Source organism: Massilia sp. LC238, from assembly GCF_000735635.1.
Taxonomy (GTDB): Bacteria; Pseudomonadota; Gammaproteobacteria; order Burkholderiales; family Burkholderiaceae_D; genus Telluria; species Telluria varians.
Genome location: NZ_JNNN01000050.1, coordinates 24,821 through 45,902 on the forward strand (window position 1 = coordinate 24,821; position 21,082 = coordinate 45,902).

The following is a 21,082-nucleotide window of genomic DNA, read 5'->3' on the forward strand; positions in this document are numbered from 1 at the left end:
TATAGTCGTCGCACTTTTCACAACCGCGATTTCCAATGACTTCCCCACGTCTCTTCGGTACCCCGCTCTCCCCTTCCGCCACCAAGGTCATGCTGCTCGGCTCCGGTGAACTCGGCAAGGAAACCATCATCGCCCTGCAGCGCCTGGGCGTGGAGACCATCGCCGTCGACCGCTACCCGAACGCCCCGGGCCACCAGGTCGCCCACCGTGCCCACGTGATCGACATGCTTGATGGCGCCGCCCTGTCCGCCCTGATCGCGCTGGAAAAGCCCGACCTGGTGGTGCCGGAAATCGAAGCCATCGCCACCGAGACCCTGCTGGCCCTCGAAGAAGCCGGCAAGATCACCTGCATCCCGACCGCGCGCGCCGCCATGCTGACCATGAACCGCGAAGGCATCCGGCGCCTGGCCGCCGAGGAACTCGGCCTGCCGACCTCGCCCTACCGCTTCGCCAGCAGCCTGGAAGAACTGGAACAGGCCTGCGCCGCGGTCGGCTTCCCCTGCGTGGTCAAGCCGGTGATGTCCTCGTCCGGCAAGGGCCAGTCCAAACTCGACAGCGCCGCGGACGTGGTGAACGCCTGGGAAGTCGCCGCCAGCGGCGGGCGCGTCGATGCCGGCCGCGTGATCGCGGAAGGCTTCATCGACTTCGACTACGAGATCACCCTGCTTACGGTGCGCTCGCTGGGCGCCGATGGGCAGGTCGAGACCAGCTTCTGCGAGCCGATCGGCCACAAGCAGGTGCAGGGCGACTACGTCGAATCCTGGCAGCCGCAGCCGATGAACCCTGCCGCACTCGAACGCGCGCGCGACATCGCGGCCAAGGTGACGGCGGACCTGGGCGGCTGCGGCGTGTTCGGCGTCGAACTGTTCGTCAAGGGCGACATGGTGTGGTTCTCGGAAGTGAGCCCGCGCCCGCACGACACCGGCATGGTGACCATGGCCAGCCAGGTGCAGAGCGAGTTCGAATTGCATGCCAAGGCCGTGCTGGGCCTGCCGGTGGATGCGTCGCTGCGTGCGCCCGGTGCGTCCGCCGTGATCTACGGCCAGCATGAAGCATCGGGTATTGCCTTCGAAGGCGTGGCCGAGGCCCTGCGCGTGCCGGGCGTGGACCTGCGGCTGTTCGGCAAGCCGGAGTCCTTCGAACGGCGCCGCATGGGCGTGGCGCTGGCGACGGCGGACGACGTGCAAACGGCGCGCCGACGCGCCCTGGAAGCGGCTTCCCGCGTGAAACCCGTGATCCGCTAAGACCGCGTGACCCGGCGGCCAATGGGCGTGATAAAGAGTGAGCTTTCAGGCGAAAATAATCGCTACCCTGAGGAAACGCGTGACAGTGCATGGCCATGCATTGGCGCGCCAGTCCTGGAAGATCAATCTTTACAATAAATAAAAATGTTTTGCTCCAATTGCGGAAGTCCCAATAACATCACGGCGAAGTTTTGCTCCAAGTGCGGGCATGCTTTAACACCAGACGAACAATCCATCGCTGCACAAGAAGGCGATCACGCGGTCGACACCGAGGGCCAACATGTTGCGCCGGCCTCGCCGACACCCGAACAGTTTTACAGAGCAGCGATCGGGCCGCAAAACCAGGACTACTACCTGAGCAAATTTTTGCGCTTCAATCAGGGAGGTGCCAGCTGGTCATGGAATTGGGGGGCTTTTTTCCTGACCTTCTATTGGCTGATCTACCGGAAAATGTGGTTGAACGCCCTGATTTACTTCGTGCTGCCATACGTGATAATTTTCACCGTGGTGTTTGCCGGCACCTTGATGGGTGGCGGGGAAAGCGTAGTCGGTATGACATATTTCCTTGTCTTGGCGGTCCTGTTCGTGATCCCGCCCCTGTACGGCGACGCCCTTTACCATCGGCACTGCAGGAAGAAGATTGCAGAGGCAAAGGCAAACCTGGCGCTCGGAGATGAGGCCAGCCGACTGCAGGCAGTAGCGAAAAGCGGAGGCGTCAGCAGAGTTCTGCTGATCGTTGGTGCGATCTTCCTGATGGTCATGCTCCTAGGGATCGTTGCGGCGATTGCGATTCCCGCATATCAACAATACGTCACCAAGGCAGAGGCGGCCGGACAGAGTTATACGCAGGTCACACTGCCTTACGAGCAGGCAGAAAAAGTCACCGGCAATGCTGGGCTCCAATACAACTCGCTGTTCGGGGGCACCATTTATAACGGCTCCGATTACAATCTTCGTCACATCACGGTGGAAATCACCGCCAAGGAAAAAGATGGCACGGTACGATGGGTCAGGAAGTTTGTGGACGACCTGTATATTGCCCCGCTGACGACGGGGGCGCTGCAAATTTCGGTCGGTGGCGCTGAAAATGCAGAACTCGAATGGGCAATCGTGGAGGTGAAAGGCGTTCCGGCGACTTCGCCCCCGTGATCTCCCCGGCCTGGTAGCGCGCACGATGGCAGTGGCAGGCGACGGCCCGAGCGCTGGTCATCGTGCCATGGAGTGGGTTGATACGGTGGCGCCAGCGCAGAAGGGTGACAGCCGGGCAGCAGCAGGCTTCGCCGCAGAAGGCCGCGCTCACGCCGCAGCAAAAACAAAAAGGGCTGCACTTGCGTGCAGCCCTTCGTATTCTGGCTCCCCGACCTGGACTCGAACCAGGGACCTGCGGATTAACAGTCCGTCGCTCTACCGACTGAGCTATCAGGGATTAGAGGCCGTATTATAGCAGCGCTTTTCGATTTCGCGAAGTATCGCGCTATCGAAAGGCAATATTTCCTAGCACTGCGTCCGGCGGATCAGCTTCGACAAGGCCTCGAGCACCAGCTGCGGCTCCGACATCTGCGGGAAATGCGCACTGCCCTTCGCGATCACGCGCTCGCCCAGCGGCGACAGATGCACCAGCGCTTCCTGGTTGCGCTCGCGCTCGCGTTGCGCCGCGCCGGACACCATCAGGCGCGGCAGGCGCTTGCCGCCCGACAGCACGGTGATGGGAATCGGCGGGAATGCCGGCGCTTCCGCAATCTCGGCCACCGTCTCGGCTTCGTTGCTCACCTCGTCATTCGGATCCTGCGGCGAGAAACGGTCCAGCAGCCCCGTGACCGCACGCTGCAGCGCCGACCGGTAGCGCTTCATGTTGAGGACGTCGTCGGGCGCGGTCGCCTCGAGGAACAGCACGCCACAGGTTTCTTCCGGGTAGACGCGCGCAAACAGGTTCGCGTGCAGGCCGCCGAAGGAATGCCCCACCAGCAGGAAAGGCGGCCTGGCCTCGATTTCGCGCAAGAGCGCGCGCAACTGCAGGATGACCGTAGTGCCCATCTGCGCCTCGCGCGGGCGCGCGCTGCCGCCGACGCCGGGGCGGTCGTAGGTGATCACCGTGCCCAGTCGTTCGATCTCGGGAAACAGCTTGAACCAGGTTTCGAGCGCGCTGCCGGCGCCGCCGAGCATGACGATGGTCGGGCTGCCCTGCCCCGATTGCGAAAAACGCAGCACCTGGCCCGCGACGGCGATCCGCTTGTTCGATGGTAGATGCTTCACTTGCTTGATCCTGATGAGTTGATGTTGCCAGCTTACCCATTTCACATGTAAATACGCAACTACCAAAACGCATCCACACGCAAAAACAAAAAAGCCACATCTCGCGATGTGGCTTTTCTGAAAATTCTGGCTCCCCGACCTGGACTCGAACCAGGGACCTGCGGATTAACAGTCCGTCGCTCTACCGACTGAGCTATCAGGGAATTGATGACAGCATTATATGTTTGCGGCGACAGTGTGTCAAATTCGACGCGTGTCGCGCAGCCACTTTTGCTGCTCTTCGGAATCAACTCTCGTCAGTTCCGAAGAGCCGCGATTTTAAAGAACTTTCGCGACGGCGTCAACGACGCGGTCGAGGTTGGTCGAGTTCAGGGCGGCAACGCAGATACGGCCGGTGTCGACCGCGTAGATCGACTGCTCGCGCAGCTTGCCGACCTGCTCTTTCGTCAGGCCCGAGTACGAGAACATGCCGACCTGCTCGCGCACGAATTCGAAGTCGTGGCCCGGGGCTTTTTCCTTGAGCTTCTCGACCATGAGGTTGCGCATCTCGCGGATGCGTACGCGCATGCCGGCCAGCTCCTCTTCCCACAGCTGGCGCAGTTCCGGGGTCGACAGCACCATCGCAACCACCTTGGCGGTATGCGTCGGCGGGTTCGAGTAGTTGGTGCGGATCACGCGCTTCAGTTGCGACAGCACGCGCGCCGACTCTTCGCTGCTCGCGGCCACGATCGACAGCGCGCCGGCGCGTTCGCCGTACAGCGAGAAGGACTTCGAGAACGAGTTCGACACCAGCAGCGGGATGCCGGTCTCGGCAAAGCGGCGCACCACGGCGCCGTCTTCGGCGATACCGGCGCCGAAGCCCTGGTAGGCCATGTCGAGGAAAGGCACCAAGCCGTTATCGACCACGGCCGCGATCACCTGGCTCCACTGATCCTGGCTCAGGTCGGCGCCGGTCGGGTTGTGGCAGCAGGCGTGCAGCACCACGATCGAGCCGCGCGGCATGGCCTTCAGGGAGGCCAGCATGCCCTCGAAATTCACGCCATGGGTGGCCGGGTCGTAATAGGTGTAGTTGTTGACGGCGAAGCCGGCGCTCTCGAACAGCGCGCGGTGATTTTCCCAGCTCGGGTCGCTGATGTAGACGTCCGATTCAGGGGCAAAGCGCTTGAGGAAGTCGGCGCCCAGCTTGAGTGCGCCGGTGCCGCCCAGGGCCTGCACGGTGATCGCACGCTTCTCTTGAATTACGGCGCTGTCGGCCCCAAATACCAGCTCTTGCACGGCCTTGTCGTAACTTGCCAGCCCTTCGATCGGCAGGTAGGTACGCGGCGCCGGCTGTTCCATCAGCTTCGCTTCCGCCTTTTGCACGCACTGCAGCAAAGGAACCTTGCCGTTGTCGTCGTAGTAGACGCCCACCCCCAGGTTGATCTTGGCCGGGTTGGTGTCGGCGTTGAATGCTTCGGTGATGCCCAGGATCGGGTCGCGTGGCGCCATTTCGATGGCGCCGAAGAGGCTGGCGGAGGCTGTGGAAGTCATCGTGATAAACTGAGTTGTCGGTGGGTTCGCAGCGGTTGTATAGACATAGACGTCAGTGCTGCACTGCGTCATGTGGACTCCCATTCTAGCAAAGGTCTGAAAGTATGGCAGATTTATCCATCGCAAATGCCCCGGAACCGACCGTCATCACCTACCCCGGATCGCCCTTCAAACTGCACCAGCCCTTCCCGCCGGCCGGCGACCAGCCGACCGCGATTGCCGGACTGATCGAAGGCATCAATGACGGCCTGATGTACCAGACCCTGCTCGGGGTGACCGGTTCCGGCAAAACCTACACGATGGCGAACGTGATCGCGCAGGCGGGGCGTCCGGCCATCGTCTTCGCGCCCAACAAGACGCTGGCGGCCCAGCTGTATGCGGAGTTCCGCGAATTCTTCCCGCAGAACGCGGTCGAGTATTTCGTGTCCTACTACGACTACTACCAGCCGGAAGCCTATGTGCCGCAGCGCGACCTGTTCATCGAAAAGGACTCGTCGATCAACGAGCACATCGAGCAGATGCGCCTGTCGTGCACCAAGTCGCTGATGGAGCGGCGCGACGTCGTCATCGTGGCCACCGTGTCGGCCATCTACGGTATCGGTAACCCGAACGAATACCACAAGATGATCCTGACGCTGCGCCACAAGGACAAGGTGGCGCAGCGCGACATCATCGCGCGCCTGATCCAGATGCAGTACACGCGCAACGAGATGGACTTCTCGCGCGGCTCCTTCCGCGTGCGCGGCGACACCATCGACATCTTCCCGGCGGAACACGCCGAGCTGGCGATCCGCGTCGAGATGTTCGACGACGAGATCGAGTCGCTGCAGCTGTTCGACCCGCTCACGGGGCGCGTGCGCCAGAAGATCCCACGCTTCACCGTGTACCCGGGCTCGCACTACGTCACGCCGCGTTCGACCGTGCTGCGCGCGGTGGAATCGATCAAGGCCGAGCTGCGCGACCGCCTCGAATACTTCCGCAACGAGAACAAGCTGATCGAGGAACAACGCCTCGAGCAGCGCACCCGTTTCGACCTCGAGATGCTGGCCGAGATCGGCTTCACCAAGGGCATCGAGAACTACTCGCGCCACCTGTCCGGCTCGATGCCGGGCGAGCCGCCGCCGACCCTGATCGACTACCTGCCCAAGGACGCGCTGATGTTCATGGACGAGTCGCACGTGATGGTCGGCCAGCTCAACGCGATGTACAACGGCGACCGTTCGCGCAAGGTGAACCTGGTCGACTACGGCTTCCGCCTGCCGTCGGCGCTGGACAACCGGCCGCTGAAGTTCCAGGAGTTCGAGAACAAGATGCGCCAGACGATCTTCGTCTCGGCCACGCCGGCCGAGTACGAAAAGGGCAAGGCCGACAACGTGGTCGAGCAGGTGGTGCGCCCCACCGGCCTGGTCGACCCGAAGGTCATCGTCAAGCCGGCCCGCTCGCAGGTCGAAGACCTGATGAGCGAAATCACCGACCGCATCGCCAAGGACGAGCGCGTGCTGGTAACGACGCTGACCAAGCGCATGGCCGAGCAGCTGACGGAATACCTGAGCGACCACGGCATCAAGGTGCGCTACCTGCACAGCGACATCGAGACGGTGGAGCGCGTGGAGATCCTGCGCGACCTGCGCCTGGGTACCTTCGATGTGGTGGTCGGCATCAACTTGCTGCGCGAGGGCCTGGACTTGCCGGAGGTGTCGCTGGTGGCGGTGCTGGACGCGGACAAGGAAGGCTTCCTGCGTTCCGAACGTTCGCTGATCCAGACCATCGGCCGCGCGGCGCGTAACCTGAACGGCGTGGCGATTCTCTATGCGGATCAGATGACCGATTCGATGAAGAAGGCGATCGACGAGACCGAACGCCGCCGCGCCAAGCAGATCGCCTTCAACGAGGCGCATGGCATCGTGCCGAAGGGCGTGAACAAGAAGATCAAGGACATGATCGACGGCGTCTACAGCAACGCGGCGCAGAAGGCCATGGGCGAAGGCATGGTCGACGAAGAGGCGACGGCCAAGGTCGAGGCCATGAGCGAGAAGCAGATCAGCAAGGAGATCAAGCGCCTCGAGAAGCTCATGGTGGACCACGCCAAGAACCTCGAGTTCGAGAAAGCGGCGCAGGTGCGCGACCAGCTGCATGTGCTCAAGCAGCAGGCCTTCGGGGCGCCGGGGGCGGACAACGTCGTGTCGATGCTGGGCAAGTAAGCCTGCACCGTACCCAAGACCGTTCCCGGCTTACTGCGGGAACGGTTTTTTTTCGCCTCAGGTTTTTTCTATTGCGGTGGAATTTCGTGCATTTTCATCAAGGCCGGCTGTGTAGACTGCTGTCCATGACGCCTCATACCAAACTCAAAGTTGCCAACGCTCTCATGCTACTGGGAGCCGTGCTGGTCCCGATCAGCTTTTACCGCTTCCTCGCCATGGTGTCTCCCGCTCCTTATCGCATGAGCTCACTGGGAGAAGGATTGCTGAACCTGGGAGGCCTGGTCGCCTTCGCGCTCGTTGTCGGCATGGCCGGCTTTGTCTGGTCCCTGCGCGTGGAAAAGCGCCATCCCTCGGTGCAGGTCGGCGGGACATTTGCGATCCGCATCCTCGTCTTCATCGTCGTCTTCATCCCGATCGTTGTGGGCAGCTTCTGACGTGAACCCGAAGCCGCGATTGACATTGGCGGCGGCATGCCTGACTGCGCTGGCACTGCCTCCAACGGCCGCCGCCTCGTCCACCCAGGTCTTCATCGACAACGGTGAATTGAACTACGTGGGCAGCCTGACGGCCGACGCCAACCAGCGCGCCTTCGCGTTGTTCAGCCAGGCGCAGCCCAGGCCTGCGATCCTGTCGATTCGCAGCAAGGGCGGGGTCACCGGCGCCGGCATCGAACTGGGCCGCTGGGTGCATGCCCAGGGCCTGACGGTCAAGGTGATGGAATACTGCTTTTCTTCGTGTGCGAACTACGTCTTCCCGGCGGCGCCGCGCAAGGTGGTGAGCAATTTTGCCGTCGTCGGCTATCACGGCGGCCTCAGTAGCATGTCGTTTCAGCTCGATCGTGAACAGGAAGCCATGCTCAAGACACTGCCCGCCGGGCAGCGCGAGGCGCTGCGCGCCAAGCTGGAACAGGCCGTGCGGGAGGCGGCCGCACCGCAAGCCGCGGAAGAAGCGCTTTACTTCGCTCTCATCGGGGTACAGCAACGCATCACGACGCTGGGCCAATCGCCTGCGCATGCGCAGGCCGAGACCGAACAATCGGTCGGGTGGACTTATTCGATCGCGGACTTCGCCAAGCTCGGCGTGCGCGACATCCGGGTCGTCAATCCGCCGTGGAAGCCGGCATTCGTCAACAGCGACAAGACGGTCATTACCATCGGGGTGGATTAGTCCGGCCGATTGAACATCCTGGGGTCGAAGCTGAATGACCTGGCGATCGACAGCTTCACGTCCGCATAGGCCGGACGCTCCGGGTTGATCACCAGGTTGACGCCCTCCCCCACGATCACCGACGGCACCCGCATGTAGAGGTGGTGGCACTTCTGCAGGAAGGCGGTGCCGAATTGCGTTGCGCTGCCGCCGTCGTCGAGGTCGTCCCAGCCTTCCGGCAGCTCCTCGCGCGACACGTCGATGCCCAGCTCGGGATCGTCCGGCAAGTCCACCGCCACCAGCACCAGGCCGGGTTCGTTGCCCTCGGTATGGACGAATTTTTCCAGCACCGCCATTTCCGCGGTCATGGCGGTGTACAGCGCGGCGCAGCCCTCTTCGTGCCAGTGTCCGCCGCTCTTGCGCGCGCCTTCGCAGCTGCGGTCCAGCGCCACGTCTTCTTCCGCAATCCTCCAGGTTCTCATGCGAGCTTTGTCCCCGTATTGTCCCGGAACCAGCATACACCGGCCTGGGGCGCGGACCGCGCACGGATGGGACGGTTCTTAGAACCTATTCCAGTAGGGATGAGGAAGTTGATAGCGATGCATGGCGAGCGGGGGCAAGGCGCGAGGAGGCCGCATGGCGAGCCATGCAACGACAAGCAACGCAGCACCCGCTCGTCAGGCGCGCTAGCAACGACTCAGCCTCTACTGGGATAGGTTCTTAGTCGACCCGCTCGCGCAGCTCGGCCAGGATGCGCAGCAGTTCCGACAGGTCGGCCGGCTTGACCAGGTGCCGGTCGAAGCCGGCCTGGCGCGCGCGTTCGCGGTCTTCGCTCTGGCCGTAGCCGGTGAGTGCGATCAGCATGGCGTTGGCGGTATCCGGCGAGGCGCGCAGGCGGCGCGCGAGCTCGTGGCCGTCCATGTCGGGCAGGCCGATATCGAGCAGCATGACTTCGGGCCGTTCGCGCAGGGCGCGTGCCAGGCCGCCCGTGCCGTCGTACTCAACGCTCACCACGTGGCCGTGCGCCTCGAGCAGCGTGGCGAGCATCTGCGCGGCGTCGGCATTGTCGTCCACCACCAATACCCGCACCGCACCCTCATTGGCCTGGTCAAGCGGCTGCTGCGGCTCCTGCGCCTCGGCGCCGGAGAGCAGCGGCAGGCGGATCACGAATTCGCTGCCCTTGTTCGGGCCCTCGCTGAAGGCCGCCACCCGCCCGCCATGCAGCGCCACCAGGCTCTTGACCAGCGCCAGGCCGATGCCCAGGCCGCCCTGCGAGCGGTCCGGCGTGCGCTCGGCCTGCGTGAACAGGTCGAAGATGTAGGGCAGCACCTGCGGCTCGATGCCCTGCCCGTTGTCGCTCACCGCGATCACGGCTTCGCCGCCTTCGCTGCTCACGCGCAGGGCGATCCGGCCGCCCGACGGCGTGTACTTGGCGGCGTTATTCAGGATGTTCGAGACCACCTGCACCAGGCGCGTACGGTCGCCCGACACGTACAGCGGCTCCTGCCACTGCTCTACCCGCAGCTCGTGGCGCTTCATGTCGAGCAGCGGACGCACCTGCTCGATGGCGCCGTTGACGACCGCGGCGACGTCGAGGTCTTCCTTCTCGATCTCGGCCAGGCCGCGGGTGACGCGCGAGACGTCCAGCAGGTCGTTCACCAGGTCGGTCATGTGCTCGGCCTGGCGCACGATGATGTCGCTGGCGTGGCGCGCGCGCTGCGGGTCGAGCGAGCCGCGTTGCAAGAGCTGGGCGGCGGTCGTGATCGGCGCCAGCGGGTTGCGCAGCTCGTGCGCCAGCATCGCCAGGAACTGGTCCTTCTGGCGGTTGGCGGCGCGCAGCTCGTCCTCGACGCGCTTGCGCATGGTGACGTCGCTGCCCTCCACGAAGATGCCCTCGACGTCGCCCTTCGGGCCGCGGATCGGCTGGTACACGAAGTCGACGAAGCGCTCTTCCAGCGGCGCGCTGGCCTCGCGCTGAACGCGCACCGGCACGGCGTGGCCCACGAAAGGCTGGCCCGACTGGTAGACCTGGTCGAGCAGCTCGAAGAAGCCCTGGTCGGCGACCTCGGGCAGGGCCGCGCGCGCCGGCATGCCGATCAGCTTGCGCCGGCCGATCAGCTGCAGGTAGGACTCGTTGGCGATCTCGAACACGTGGTCCGGGCCGCGCAGCACGGCGAAGATGCCGGGCGCCTGCTCGAACAGCGCCATCAGGCGCTGGTTCTCCTGTTCGCGATAGCGTTCCGCCAGCACTTCGCCGGTCATTTCGACGCAGGCACAGTACATGCCGGCCACGGTGCCGTCCTCATCGCGCACCGGCGAGTACGAGAAGCGGAACCAGGTGTCCTCGTCGTAGCCGTGGCGGTTCATGCGCAGCGGCAGCCGGTCCATGTAGGTGGATTCACCCTTGAGCGCACGGACGATCAGCGGATGGATGTCATCCCAGATCTCGCGCCAGATGTCGTGGAAGCGGTCACCCAGCGCCGTGGGATGCTTCTCGCCGAGGATGATCGCGTAGGAGTCGTTGTACAGGAAGCCGAGCTCCGGTCCCCAGGCCACGAACATCGGGAACTTCGAGTTGAGCATCAGGCCGACCGTGGTGCGCAGGGCCTGCGGCCAGGTACGCGGGTGGCCGAGCGGGGAATGCGACCAGTCGTGCGCCCGCATCATGGCCCCCATGTGGCCGCCCCCGCTCAGGAAGGGCAGCCATTCGGAAGGAGTCTTGTGTTCGGGTTTCATGCCTAGGTCAATACGGATGTGGTCGCAGCGGTGCGCATGCCAAAAGTGTGCCAGAAAGGCGAGGTTTGCCCCCGCACCGCTGCCCTCATAGTGTCTGGACGAATTCGCGGATGCCGCCCAGCAGCATCTCGACCGACATGGCGGTCAGGATCAGGCCCATCAGGCGCTCGAAGGCGGTCATGACCTGCGGACCCAGGCGCTGCTGCAGCTTCTCCGCGCTCAGGAAGACCGCCAGCCAGACCACGCCGACCGCGGCCAGCGCAGCGACATGGACCATGGTCTCGTTGATGCTTCCGGAGCTGAACAGCAGCACGGTGGCCAGTGCCGACGGCCCAGCCAGCGCGGGAATGGCCAGCGGCACGATGAAGGGCTCGCCTCCCTCACTGCGGCCGAGCACGCCGTCCGGATGCGGGAAGATCATGCGAATGGCGATGATGAGCAGGATAACCGCGCCACCGATACGCAGGGCCACCGGCGACAGGTGCAGCGCTTCCAGGAAGTGCTGGCCGAAGAACATGAACACCAGCAGGAGCAGGAAGGCGATGGCGCATTCGCGCACCACGATGCGGGGGCGGCGCTGGACCGGGACTTCCTTGAGGGCGGCGGCGAACAGGGGAACGTTGCCGAAAGGATCAGTGACGAGGATCAGCAGGATGAAGGTCTGGAAAAAACTTTGGGTCATCGATTTTTAGGTTTTTTATTGTTAAATATGTGCGGATGGCCGCGACGCATCTTAGCAGAGTATTACGTTCAAGGCTCGACCGAATGGGTGCGCTTGAGGGTGCGCAGCACGAAGGTCGAGCGGCTGTGGCGAATACCCGGAATCTTGTACAGGCGCTGGCGCAGGAAGCGCTCATAGCCCTCGGTGCCGGCCACCGCCACCTTGATCAGGTAGTCGTAGTCGCCGGTCAGCAAACTCGCCTCCATTACCTCGGGCAGTTTCGCCAGTTCTTCGCCAAAGCGGATCAGCATGTCGTCGTCGTGGCGTTCCAGCGTGACCTCGATGATGACGGTGTCCGGCAGGCCCAGCGCACGCTGGGACAGGATGGCGGCATAGCCTTCGATATAACCCTGTTCTTCCAGCGCGCGGACCCGGTTCCAGCAGGGCGTGGGCGAGAGGTGGACGCTCTCGGCCAGCTTCTGGTTGGTGATGCGGCCATCGACGCGCAGGATGCGCAGGATCTTCCGGTCGATGTCGTCGAGGACGTCCTTTTTGGGCTTGCTGTCGGCTTCCATGAGAAGAAACTCCTGATGTTTTACATATACACAGGAGATTCTCCCATATTCTCCTTAAAACGGGGAAACAACGAAAGCACCTTTTTGGCTCCTGCCTCTACGATGGAGGGGTACTTCATCGAGACATTCCGCGCCGTCCTGAACCTCCGCCACGAACGGAGTTGCATCGCGCGCTGCGGGCGCCGCTTCAAGAGAGCGGCTTAGCAAATGAAACGGGCAGGAAAGGCTTGCGCCTTCCCCGCCCGTTCGCCTTGCCCTTGCAGGCCCGGTCGATTACTTCTCGAACTTCTTCATCCACGCCGCCAGCTGGTGCGGACGCAGGCCGTCGTAGTCTTCGAACGGCTGGTGGATCCACGGGTTGTGCGGCAGGTCTTCCAGGTGGTAGTCCGGCTTGAAGGCCGAAGTACCTTTCACCCAGATGACGGCCGAGCGCACTTCCGAGACGTCCGGATAGTTGGTCTGCAGGTGCTCGCGCACCTTCTGCAGGGTCACGCCCGAATCGGCCAGGTCATCGACCAGCAGGATGCGGCCGGCCAGCGGGCCCTTGGTCATCGTCATGTACTTGGCGATGTCCAGGTTGCCCTGCTTGGTGCCGGCTTCTTCGCGGTAGGAGCTGGTCGACAGGATCGCCAGCGGCACGTCGAAGATGCGCGAGATCACGTCGCCGGGACGCACGCCGCCGCGCGCCAGGCACAGCACCATGTCGAACTTCCAGTTCGATTCATACACTTGCAGCGCGAGGCGCTCGACCAGGCGGTTGTACTCGTCCCACGAAACCCAGAGGTCCTTGTCGGTCGATGCAGGGGTGTTCATTTCAGGTCATTCCTATTGTTATTAAGCTGCGAACGGATGGCGCAGCACGATGGTTTCTTCGCGGTCCGGGCCGGTCGACACCATGTCGATCGGCACGCCCACCAGTTCTTCGATGCGCTTGATGTAGGCGCGGGCATTGGCCGGCAGCTCTTCCATCGACTTGGCGCCGACGGTCGATTCGGTCCAGCCCGGCATCTCTTCGTAGACCGGCTCGCACAGCGCCGCTTCTTCTGCGCCGACCGGGAAGATGTCGACCTCGCGGCCGTCGATCTTGTAGCCGGTGCACAGCTTCAGCGACTCGATGCCGTCCAGCACGTCCAGCTTGGTCAGGCACATGCCCGACACGCCGTTGATCTGCACCGAGCGGCGCAGCAGCGCGGCGTCGAACCAGCCGCAGCGGCGGGCACGGCCGGTCACGGTGCCGAACTCGTGGCCGATGCGCGACAGGTGCTCGCCCACGCCGGCGTCGGTCGGCAGTTCGGCCGGGAACGGGCCCGAACCCACGCGGGTCGTGTAGGCCTTGGTGATGCCGAGGATGTAGTGCAGCATGCCCGGACCGACGCCGGCGCCGGCGGCCGCATTGCCGGCCACGCAGTTCGACGAGGTCACGAACGGGTAGGTGCCGTGGTCGACGTCGAGCAGCGAGCCTTGCGCGCCTTCGAACAGCAGGCTGCCGCCTGCCTTGTGGGCGGCGTACAGCTGCGACGAGACGTCGCCCACCATCGGGCGCAGGCGCGGGACCAGGGCCATGGCGTCGTCGTAGGTCGTCTGGAAGTCGATCGGATCGGCGCCCAGGTAGTTGACCAGCACGTGGTTGTGGTACTCGAGGTTTTCCTTGAGCTTCTCGGCGAAGCGCTCTTCGTTGAGCAGGTCGGCGATGCGGATCGCACGGCGGGCGACCTTGTCTTCGTAGGCCGGGCCGATGCCCTTGCCGGTGGTGCCGATCTTGTTCTCGCCGCGCTTGGCTTCACGTGCCTTGTCGATGGCGACGTGGTAAGGCAGGATGACCGGGCAGGCTTCCGAGATCTTCAGGCGCGACACCACTTCGATGCCGGCGGCCTGCAGCTTGTCGATTTCGCGCATCACGTCCGGGACCGAGACGACCACGCCGTTGCCGATGTAGCAGGCCACGCCTTCGCGCATGATGCCCGACGGGATCAGCTGCAGCGCGGTCTTCTGGCCCTTGATCACGAGGGTGTGACCCGCGTTATGGCCGCCCTGGAAACGGACGACGCCGGCCGCATGGTCGGTCAGCCAGTCGACGATCTTGCCTTTACCTTCATCGCCCCACTGGGTGCCGATGACAACGACGTTCTTTGCCACGTTAGTATTTGACATCACTTAACCTAAGTTTTTGAGAATCCAATTTCCGTTTTCGAGGACGAGCACGCGGTCGCACTCGAACTCGTCCTGAACATTGTCGTGACCCGGCATGGACTGGATCACGACTTCGCCTGCCTTGCGCAGGTCAGCGATTTTTTCCTTCAGCTCCGGCGCATTGCCCCAGGGCGCGCGGATCGAATGCTTGCGCTCGGCAGTCGGCAGCAGCCGCGCCAGTTCGCGCAGGTCGAGCGAGAAGCCGGTCGCCGGACGCGCACGTCCGAAGGCCTCGCCCACATGGTCGTAGCGGCCGCCGCGCGCCACCGCGTTCGGCAGGCCCGGCACGTAGAGCGCGAACATGGCGCCGCTTTCGTACTGGTAGCCGCGCAGGTCGGCCAGGTCGATCGCCACCTCGGCGCGGCCGATGGCGCTCGCGGCGAGCGCGGCCAGTTCGGCAAGCGCGCGGGTGATGCCCGGCAGGGCCGGCAATTCTTCCCTGGCGCGCGCCAGCACCTCGACGTCGCCGTACAGGTGCGGCAGCGCCAGCAGGGCCTTGCGGGTGGCGGGCAGATAATCTTGCGTGAGCCCGTCCAGTCCCGGCACATCCTTGGCGCGCAGCATGGCGATGAGCTGGGCTTCGTCGCGGCGCGCGGCCGGATCGTCGCTGAGGATGGCGCGCAGGATGCCGACGTGGCACAGGTCGAGGCGAACGCTGTCGAAGCCGGCCAGCGCCAGCGCACCGAGCGCCAGCTCCTGGATCTCGGCGTCGGCTTCCAGGCCGGCGTGGCCGTAGATCTCGGCGCCGATCTGGATCGGCTCGCGGGTGGCGTGCAGGCCCGACGGACGGGTATGCAGCACGCTGCCGGCGTAGCACAGGCGGGTGACGGTTTCCCGATTCAACAGGTGCGCGTCGATGCGCGCTACTTGCGTGGTCATGTCGGCGCGCAGGCCGAGCAGGCGGCCGGACAGCTGGTCGACCACCTTGAAGGTGCGCAGTTCGGTGTCCTGCCCAGCTCCGGCCAGCAGCGACTCGACGTACTCGAGCAGCGGCGGCATCACCAGTTCGTAGCCGTACAGGCGGAAGGTATCGAGCATCTTGCGGCGCAGATCCTCGATCTTGCGCGCTTCGGACGGCAAGACATCGGCGATATTTTCAGGCAGAAGCCAGTTCGGCATGGGCGGAGCTAACGGGTTGTTTGACAAGAGCGGTACAAAGGGCACGGGCGTGCTGGCGCACGGTGCGAGCGCCGAATCGGCAATTTTACCCGAAAATGATAAGGCGTAGGCGGGGGATGTTGGTTTGACAGGTCTGGCGGCTTGCCATAGTGCCATGTTGCAACGCTTGTATAGACTAAAACCGGCAGAGTAAACGTAGGGTGGGCGGGTCTCCCGCCCACGCGGTAATAGCTGAGGTGTGAATAGCCGCTCGGGCAAATCCACCGCTACTCGACCGCGTGGGCGGGGAACCCGCCCACCCTACAAAAGCGACCTGGCTTACTTCCCGCCCGGCTGCTTGAAGTACTTGAAGAACTCCGAATTCGGATCCACCACCATCACGTCGCCACGGTTCTTGAAGGTCGCGCGGTAGGCTTCCAGCGAACGGTAGAACTTGGCGAATTCCGGGTTCTTGCCGAAGGACTCGGCGTAGATCACCGATGCCTTGGCATCGCCGTCACCCTTGATCTTCTCGGCCTCGCGGAAGGCTTCGGCGATGATCACGGTGCGCTGGCGGTCGGCGTCGGCGCGGATCTGTTCGGATTCGGCGGCGCCGGTGGAGCGCAGCTCGTTGGCCACGCGCACGCGCTCGGCCTTCATGCGTTCGTACACCGAGTTGTTGATCTGCTCGATGTAGTCGACGCGCTTGAGGCGCACGTCCACCACGCCCACGCCGATCTCCTTGGCTTCGGCCACGACCTTTTCCTTCACCGCGTTCATCACGGCGCCGCGCTCGCCGGAAATCACTTCGCGCACGGTGCGCTTGGTGATCTCGTCGTTCAGGGCTGCCTTGATGATCTGCGACAGGCGGTCGCGGGCACGGGCCTCGTCGCCGCCGAAGCTGACGTAGTACAGGCGCGGGTCGGTGATGCGCCACTTCATGAAGGCATCCACCAGGATGTTCTTCTTCTCGGCCGTGATGAAACGGTCGGCGTCAGGCGTGTCGAGCGTCAGGATGCGCTTGTCCAGGTAGATCACGTTCTGGAACGGCGGCGGCAGCTTGAAGTGCAGGCCCGGCTCGGTGATCACGTCGCGCACCTGGCCCAGGGCGAACACGATGGCGAAGCGGCGCTGGTCGACCACGAACACGGTGGACGACAGCAGCATCAGGGCAATGAAGCCCGCCACAAATAAAGTTACGAGGCGGTTCATTAACGGCTCTCCCTGTCACGTGAGGAATCGCGGCTGCGGCTGTCGCGCTGGCGCACCGAATCCATGGCTTGCATGACGTCCGACGGCGGCGCCGACTGCGGCACCTGCACCGGACCCGAACGGGCGCCGACACTTTCGTTGCCGGCGCCTTGCTGGATCAGCTTGTCCAGCGGCAGGTAGATCATCGGATTGCCCGCGCGCGAATCCACCATCACCTTGCTGGTGCTGGAGAAGATCTGCTGCATGGTATCGATGTACATGCGGTCGCGGGTGACGGCCGGGGCCTTGGCGTAGGCGGCCACCACCTGGTCGAAGCGCGAGGCGTTACCGGTCGCGTTCTCGACCACCATCGAACGGTAGGCCTCGGCGTCCTGCTGCAGGCGGAAGGCCTGGCCGCGTGCCTGCGGGATCACCTGGTTGGCGTAGGCCTCGCCCTCGTTGCGGGCACGGGCGCGGTCCTGGCCGGCCTTGACGGCGTCGTCGAAGGCTTCCTGCACCTGCTCCGGCGGCTGCACGCCCTGCATGGTCACATTGGTGACCAGAGCGCCCAGCGCGTAGCGGTCGAGGATCTGCTGCATCATCTGGTGCACGTCGGCAGCGACCTTCTCGCGGCCTTCGTACAGGACGAAGTCCATCTTGCTCTTGCCGACCACTTCGCGGATGGCGGTCTCGGCCACCTGGCGCACGGTCTCGTCGTTCTCGCGGTTGTTGAACAGCCACTGGACCGGGTCCTTCAGCGTGTACTGGACCGCGAACTGGATGTCGATGATGTTCTCGTCGTCGGTCAGCATCAGCGACTCTTGCGGCTGCTTGTTGCGCACGTTGGCGCGATAGCCGATCTCGGCGGTGCGGATGGTCGAGACGTTGACGGTCTCGTGGGCCTGGATCGGGTACGGCCAGCGCCAGTTGAAGCCGGCGCCGGTGGTATGGCTGAGCTTGCCGAAAGTGGTGACGACGCCGGTCTGGCCTTCCTGCACGATGAAGGCGCCGCTCGCCAGCCAGATCAGGCCGACGATGGTCGCCACCACGCCGGCGCCGATGCCGGCGCCGCGCATCTCGCCGCGGCCGCCCGGGCCGCCGCCGCCGTCGCCGCCGTTGTTGCGGCCGCCAAAGATGCGGTTCAGGCGCGCATTGAAATCGCGCCAGAGTTGATCGAGGTCGGGCGGGCCTTCACCCGGCCGGCGGCCCTCCTGGGCCTTGTGGTCACCGTCGGGTTTATGACCCCAACGTGGGTCGTTCAGCGACAGTTTGATGCCGCAACGTTTTAGTAAAGAAACGAGCATAGGCTAGTGTGGCCCGAGATGGGTGGAGGTTGTCATATTGTTCTCTGCAGAATTGGCCAGGGAGCCGCCCACCGCCGGTTCTTCCCCATTGCGCGACTGTTCCTGTTCTGCGCGTGCCGCCAACGCCGCCTCGACGATGGCATCTCGCAGCAGGTCCAGGCCGGCCCCGCTGTGGGCGCTGATGAAAACGCGGCTGATCTTATCATATTCATCACGCTCGACCCCGGGCTCGAGCCCGGCCGCATCGATCTTGTTCCAGACCAGGATTTGGGGCACATGATCGGCGCCGATCTCGCGCAAGACTTCGTTCACCTGCTCGATCTGTTCCATGCGCACCGGCGAGTTGCCGTCGACCACGTGCAGCAGCAGGTCGGCGTGGATGGTTTCTTCCAGCGTGGCGCGGAAGGCCGCCACCAGCTGGTGCGGCAGTTCGCGCACGAAGCCGACGGTATCGGAAATCACCACGTTGCCCACTTCGTCGCCCAGGTACAGGCGGCGGCTGGTGGTGTCGAGCGTCGCGAACAGCTGGTTCGCAACATACACCCCGGCCTTGGTCAGCGTATTGAACAGGGTCGACTTGCCGGCGTTGGTATAACCGACGAGGGAGACCGAGAAGGTCTGGTTGCGCCCGCGCTGGCGGCGCTGGGTCTCGTGCTGCTTGCGCAGCTTGGTGAGCCGGGTACGCAGCATCTTGACGCGCTCGCCGATGAGGCGGCGGTCGGTCTCGAGCTGGGTTTCACCCGGGCCGCGCAGGCCGATACCGCCCTTCTGGCGCTCCAGGTGGGTCCAGCCGCGGATCAGGCGCGTGGCCAGGTGCTGCAGCTGGGCCAGTTCCACCTGCAACTTGCCCTCGTGGCTCTGGGCGCGCTGGGCGAAGATGTCGAGGATCAGGCTGGTACGGTCGACCACGCGCACCTCGAGCCTGCGCTCGAGGTTACGCTGCTGGGCAGGCGACAGGGCATGGTTGAAGATGACGAGCTCGATGCCCTCGGCCTTGCAGGCCATCTTGATTTCGTCGGCCTTGCCGCTGCCGACGAAATGGGCGGGATCGGGACTGCTGCGCTTGGCCGTGATCGTGGTGATCGGTTCGGCGCCGGCGGAGCGCGCAAGCAGCGACAGCTCTTCCAGGCTGGCGGTGAAATCACCGCTACCGAAATCGATGCCGACCAGCGCTGCGCGCATGGAGGTGTTGCCGGGGGCGTCAGCCATCGGCCTTACTCGGCTTCGGAGTCGAGGTTAAGGTTGACGGCGCGAGCCGGGACAACGGTGGAAATGGCATGCTTGTAGACCATCTGGGTCACGGTATTACGAAGCAGGACGACGTACTGGTCGAAGGATTCGATGTGGCCTTGCAGCTTGATGCCGTTGACCAGGTAGATGGAGACGGGGACGTGCTCCTTGCGCAAAGCGTTCAGGAATGGGTCTTGTAACAGTTGCCCTTTGTTGCTCATAACAGCTCCGTAATGTTGTTGTAGTTTAAAAATAGTGGCGGTTTGCCAAATTTCAAGTGCCTGAGCCGCATTCAGCTGTGGCGAATGAAAGCCCTGAGCTACTGTAACCTGTTTCGCCACTCTTTGTCGTACTGCTATGCCCCAGCACTGATTTAATTCTGCTCCTTGGCAAAAGGATTCTTACCGGATTTGAATTCGATGCGCACTGGGGTGCCGACCAGGTTGAAGGTATCGCGGAAATGTTTTTCCAGATAGCGCTTGTACGGGTCGCTGACGGCTTCGAGCGCATTGCCGTGGATGACGATGATGGGCGGATTCTGGCCGCCCTGGTGGGCGTAGCGCATCTTGGGACGGGTGCTGCCCTTGCGCTTCGGCTCCTGCTTCTCGATCGCTTCCTGCAGCGCGCGCGTCAGGCGCGGGGTCGACAGGTTGGCGGTGGCAGCGGCATAGGCCGAGTCCACCGACTTCATCAGCTGGCTGATGCCGGTGCCCTTCAGGGCCGAGACGAAGTGGGTCTTGGCGAAGGACAGGAAGTCGAGCTTGCGGTCGAGGTCCATCTTGACCTGGTCGCGCTGGTCCGACTGCAGGCCGTCCCACTTGTTGACGGCCACCACCAGCGCCCTGCCCGATTCCAGGATGAAGCCGGCGATGTGGGCGTCCTGCTCGGAAATATCTTGCTGGGCGTCGAGCAGCAGGATGATGACGTTGGCGTCCGAGATCGACTGCATCGTCTTGATCACCGAGAATTTCTCGATGGCCTCGAAGATCTTGCCGCGGCGGCGGATACCGGCGGTGTCGATCAGGGTGTACTTCTTGCCCTCGCGCTCGAAGGGCACTTCGATCGAGTCGCGGGTGGTGCCCGGCATGTCGAAGGCGATCACGCGCTGCTCGCCGACCAGGGTATTGATCAGCGTCGATTTACCCACGTTGGGTCGGCCGACGATGGCGATCTTGATGCCGTGGTCGGGATGTTCCGCTTCGTCTTCTTCATCCGGACGGTTGGCGAAGGCGAAGTCGAGCGCCTCGTTCACCAGGTCGTGCACGCCGTCGCCGTGGGCGGCGGAGATCACGTACGGGTCGCCCATGCCGAGTTCGTAGAAGTCAGCAGTGACCGAGGTGTACTTCATGCCCTCGGACTTGTTGACCACGAGCATGACCTTGCGACCCGACTTGCGCAGGTAATCGGTGATGGTCTTGTCGTGCGGGGTCAGGCCCTGGCGGCCGTCGACGATGAACACGACGACGTCGGCTTCCGCCACCGCCTGGCGCGTCTGCAGCGCCATCTCGAACATGATGCCCTCTTTGGCCACCGGTTCGAAACCGCCGGTGTCGATGACCAGGAACGGCCGTTCGCCGATCCGGCCTTCGCCATAGTGGCGGTCGCGGGTCAGGCCAGGAAGGTCGGCCACCAGCGCGTCCCGCGAGCGGGTCAGGCGGTTGAATAGGGTCGACTTCCCGACGTTCGGGCGACCAACGAGTGCAATTACCGGCTTCATGTAGTT

At 63.7% G+C, this 21,082-nt stretch carries 19 protein-coding genes and 2 tRNA genes; 5 read left to right on the forward strand and 16 right to left on the reverse strand.

Features of this window, described 5'->3' with window-relative positions:
* The first annotated feature begins 35 nt into the window (after positions 1 to 35).
* Positions 36 to 1,244 (forward strand): formate-dependent phosphoribosylglycinamide formyltransferase, encoded by a 1,209-nt coding sequence (purT, locus tag FG94_RS13410; RefSeq protein ID WP_036212394.1) that lies wholly within the window; start codon positions 36 to 38, stop codon positions 1,242 to 1,244.
* Between the two features lie 144 nt (positions 1,245 to 1,388).
* Positions 1,389 to 2,393 carry a DUF2628 domain-containing protein gene (locus FG94_RS13415; protein ID WP_036212395.1) on the forward strand — a complete coding sequence of 335 codons (1,005 nt, stop codon included), beginning with the start codon at positions 1,389 to 1,391 and terminating at the stop codon, positions 2,391 to 2,393.
* 201 nt (positions 2,394 to 2,594) lie between these two features.
* On the opposite strand, the gene FG94_RS13420 is transcribed toward FG94_RS13415, so the two are convergent.
* The 4 genes from FG94_RS13420 to FG94_RS13435 all read right to left on the reverse strand — a co-directional run bounded on the left by FG94_RS13420 (position 2,595) and on the right by FG94_RS13435 (position 5,027).
* Positions 2,595 to 2,670: transfer RNA gene (locus tag FG94_RS13420), tRNA-Asn, on the reverse strand.
* Positions 2,671 to 2,738: 68 nt separating this feature from the next.
* A complete protein-coding gene (locus tag FG94_RS13425) occupies positions 2,739 to 3,497 on the reverse strand; it encodes an alpha/beta fold hydrolase (protein ID WP_036212397.1) in 759 nt (252 codons plus the stop codon).
* 127 nt (positions 3,498 to 3,624) lie between these two features.
* A tRNA-Asn gene (locus tag FG94_RS13430) sits at positions 3,625 to 3,700 on the reverse strand.
* A gap of 115 nt (positions 3,701 to 3,815) precedes the next feature.
* On the reverse strand, positions 3,816 to 5,027 hold the full coding sequence (locus FG94_RS13435) for an amino acid aminotransferase (protein ID WP_036212399.1): 1,212 nt from the start codon (positions 5,025 to 5,027) through the stop codon (positions 3,816 to 3,818).
* 104 nt (positions 5,028 to 5,131) lie between these two features.
* Between FG94_RS13435 and uvrB the strand changes: the two genes are divergently transcribed.
* The 3 genes from uvrB to FG94_RS13445 all read left to right on the forward strand — a co-directional run bounded on the left by uvrB (position 5,132) and on the right by FG94_RS13445 (position 8,395).
* Positions 5,132 to 7,228, forward strand: a complete 2,097-nt coding sequence (gene uvrB, locus FG94_RS13440) for an excinuclease ABC subunit UvrB (protein ID WP_036212401.1) — start codon at positions 5,132 to 5,134, stop codon at positions 7,226 to 7,228.
* Positions 7,229 to 7,392: 164 nt separating this feature from the next.
* Entirely contained in the window at positions 7,393 to 7,662 is a 270-nt protein-coding gene (locus tag FG94_RS27290) for a hypothetical protein (protein ID WP_152570969.1), read from the forward strand.
* Position 7,663: 1 nt separating this feature from the next.
* Positions 7,664 to 8,395, forward strand: a complete 732-nt coding sequence (locus FG94_RS13445; protein WP_152570970.1) for a peptidase — start codon at positions 7,664 to 7,666, stop codon at positions 8,393 to 8,395.
* Here the strand turns inward: FG94_RS13445 and FG94_RS13450 are convergent.
* From FG94_RS13450 to der, 12 genes are all read right to left on the reverse strand, one after another.
* On the reverse strand, positions 8,392 to 8,856 hold the full coding sequence (locus FG94_RS13450; protein WP_161783967.1) for an RES family NAD+ phosphorylase: 465 nt from the start codon (positions 8,854 to 8,856) through the stop codon (positions 8,392 to 8,394). The two genes, FG94_RS13445 and FG94_RS13450, sit on opposite strands and share 4 nt — an antisense overlap.
* Before the next feature lie 238 nt (positions 8,857 to 9,094).
* Entirely contained in the window at positions 9,095 to 11,110 is a 2,016-nt protein-coding gene (locus FG94_RS13455) for an ATP-binding protein (protein WP_036212404.1), read from the reverse strand.
* Between the two features lie 85 nt (positions 11,111 to 11,195).
* Positions 11,196 to 11,792, reverse strand: a complete 597-nt coding sequence (locus FG94_RS13460; protein ID WP_036212406.1) for a MarC family protein — start codon at positions 11,790 to 11,792, stop codon at positions 11,196 to 11,198.
* 68 nt (positions 11,793 to 11,860) lie between these two features.
* Positions 11,861 to 12,346: an Lrp/AsnC family transcriptional regulator gene (locus FG94_RS13465; protein WP_036212407.1), complete on the reverse strand. Its 486-nt coding sequence runs from the start codon at positions 12,344 to 12,346 to the stop codon at positions 11,861 to 11,863.
* 273 nt (positions 12,347 to 12,619) lie between these two features.
* On the reverse strand, positions 12,620 to 13,159 hold the full coding sequence (locus FG94_RS13470; protein ID WP_036212409.1) for a phosphoribosyltransferase: 540 nt from the start codon (positions 13,157 to 13,159) through the stop codon (positions 12,620 to 12,622).
* Positions 13,160 to 13,180: 21 nt separating this feature from the next.
* Positions 13,181 to 14,497: an adenylosuccinate synthase gene (locus FG94_RS13475; RefSeq protein WP_036212411.1), complete on the reverse strand. Its 1,317-nt coding sequence runs from the start codon at positions 14,495 to 14,497 to the stop codon at positions 13,181 to 13,183.
* Between the two features lie 3 nt (positions 14,498 to 14,500).
* On the reverse strand, positions 14,501 to 15,655 hold the full coding sequence (locus FG94_RS13480) for an ATP phosphoribosyltransferase regulatory subunit (RefSeq protein ID WP_036212413.1): 1,155 nt from the start codon (positions 15,653 to 15,655) through the stop codon (positions 14,501 to 14,503).
* A gap of 318 nt (positions 15,656 to 15,973) precedes the next feature.
* Entirely contained in the window at positions 15,974 to 16,846 is an 873-nt protein-coding gene (gene hflC, locus FG94_RS13485; protein WP_036212415.1) for a protease modulator HflC, read from the reverse strand.
* Positions 16,846 to 18,129: an FtsH protease activity modulator HflK gene (gene hflK / locus FG94_RS13490; protein ID WP_036212417.1), complete on the reverse strand. Its 1,284-nt coding sequence runs from the start codon at positions 18,127 to 18,129 to the stop codon at positions 16,846 to 16,848. The genes hflC and hflK overlap by 1 nt, the downstream gene beginning before the upstream one ends.
* Positions 18,130 to 18,132: 3 nt before the next feature.
* On the reverse strand, positions 18,133 to 19,311 hold the full coding sequence (gene hflX, locus FG94_RS13495) for a GTPase HflX (RefSeq protein WP_036212418.1): 1,179 nt from the start codon (positions 19,309 to 19,311) through the stop codon (positions 18,133 to 18,135).
* Between the two features lie 32 nt (positions 19,312 to 19,343).
* Entirely contained in the window at positions 19,344 to 19,580 is a 237-nt protein-coding gene (gene hfq / locus FG94_RS13500) for an RNA chaperone Hfq (RefSeq protein ID WP_026354376.1), read from the reverse strand.
* Positions 19,581 to 19,732: 152 nt separating this feature from the next.
* Complete coding sequence (gene der / locus FG94_RS13505) at positions 19,733 to 21,076, reverse strand: ribosome biogenesis GTPase Der (RefSeq protein WP_036212420.1); 1,344 nt, start codon at positions 21,074 to 21,076, stop codon at positions 19,733 to 19,735.
* Positions 21,077 to 21,082 lie beyond the last annotated feature (6 nt).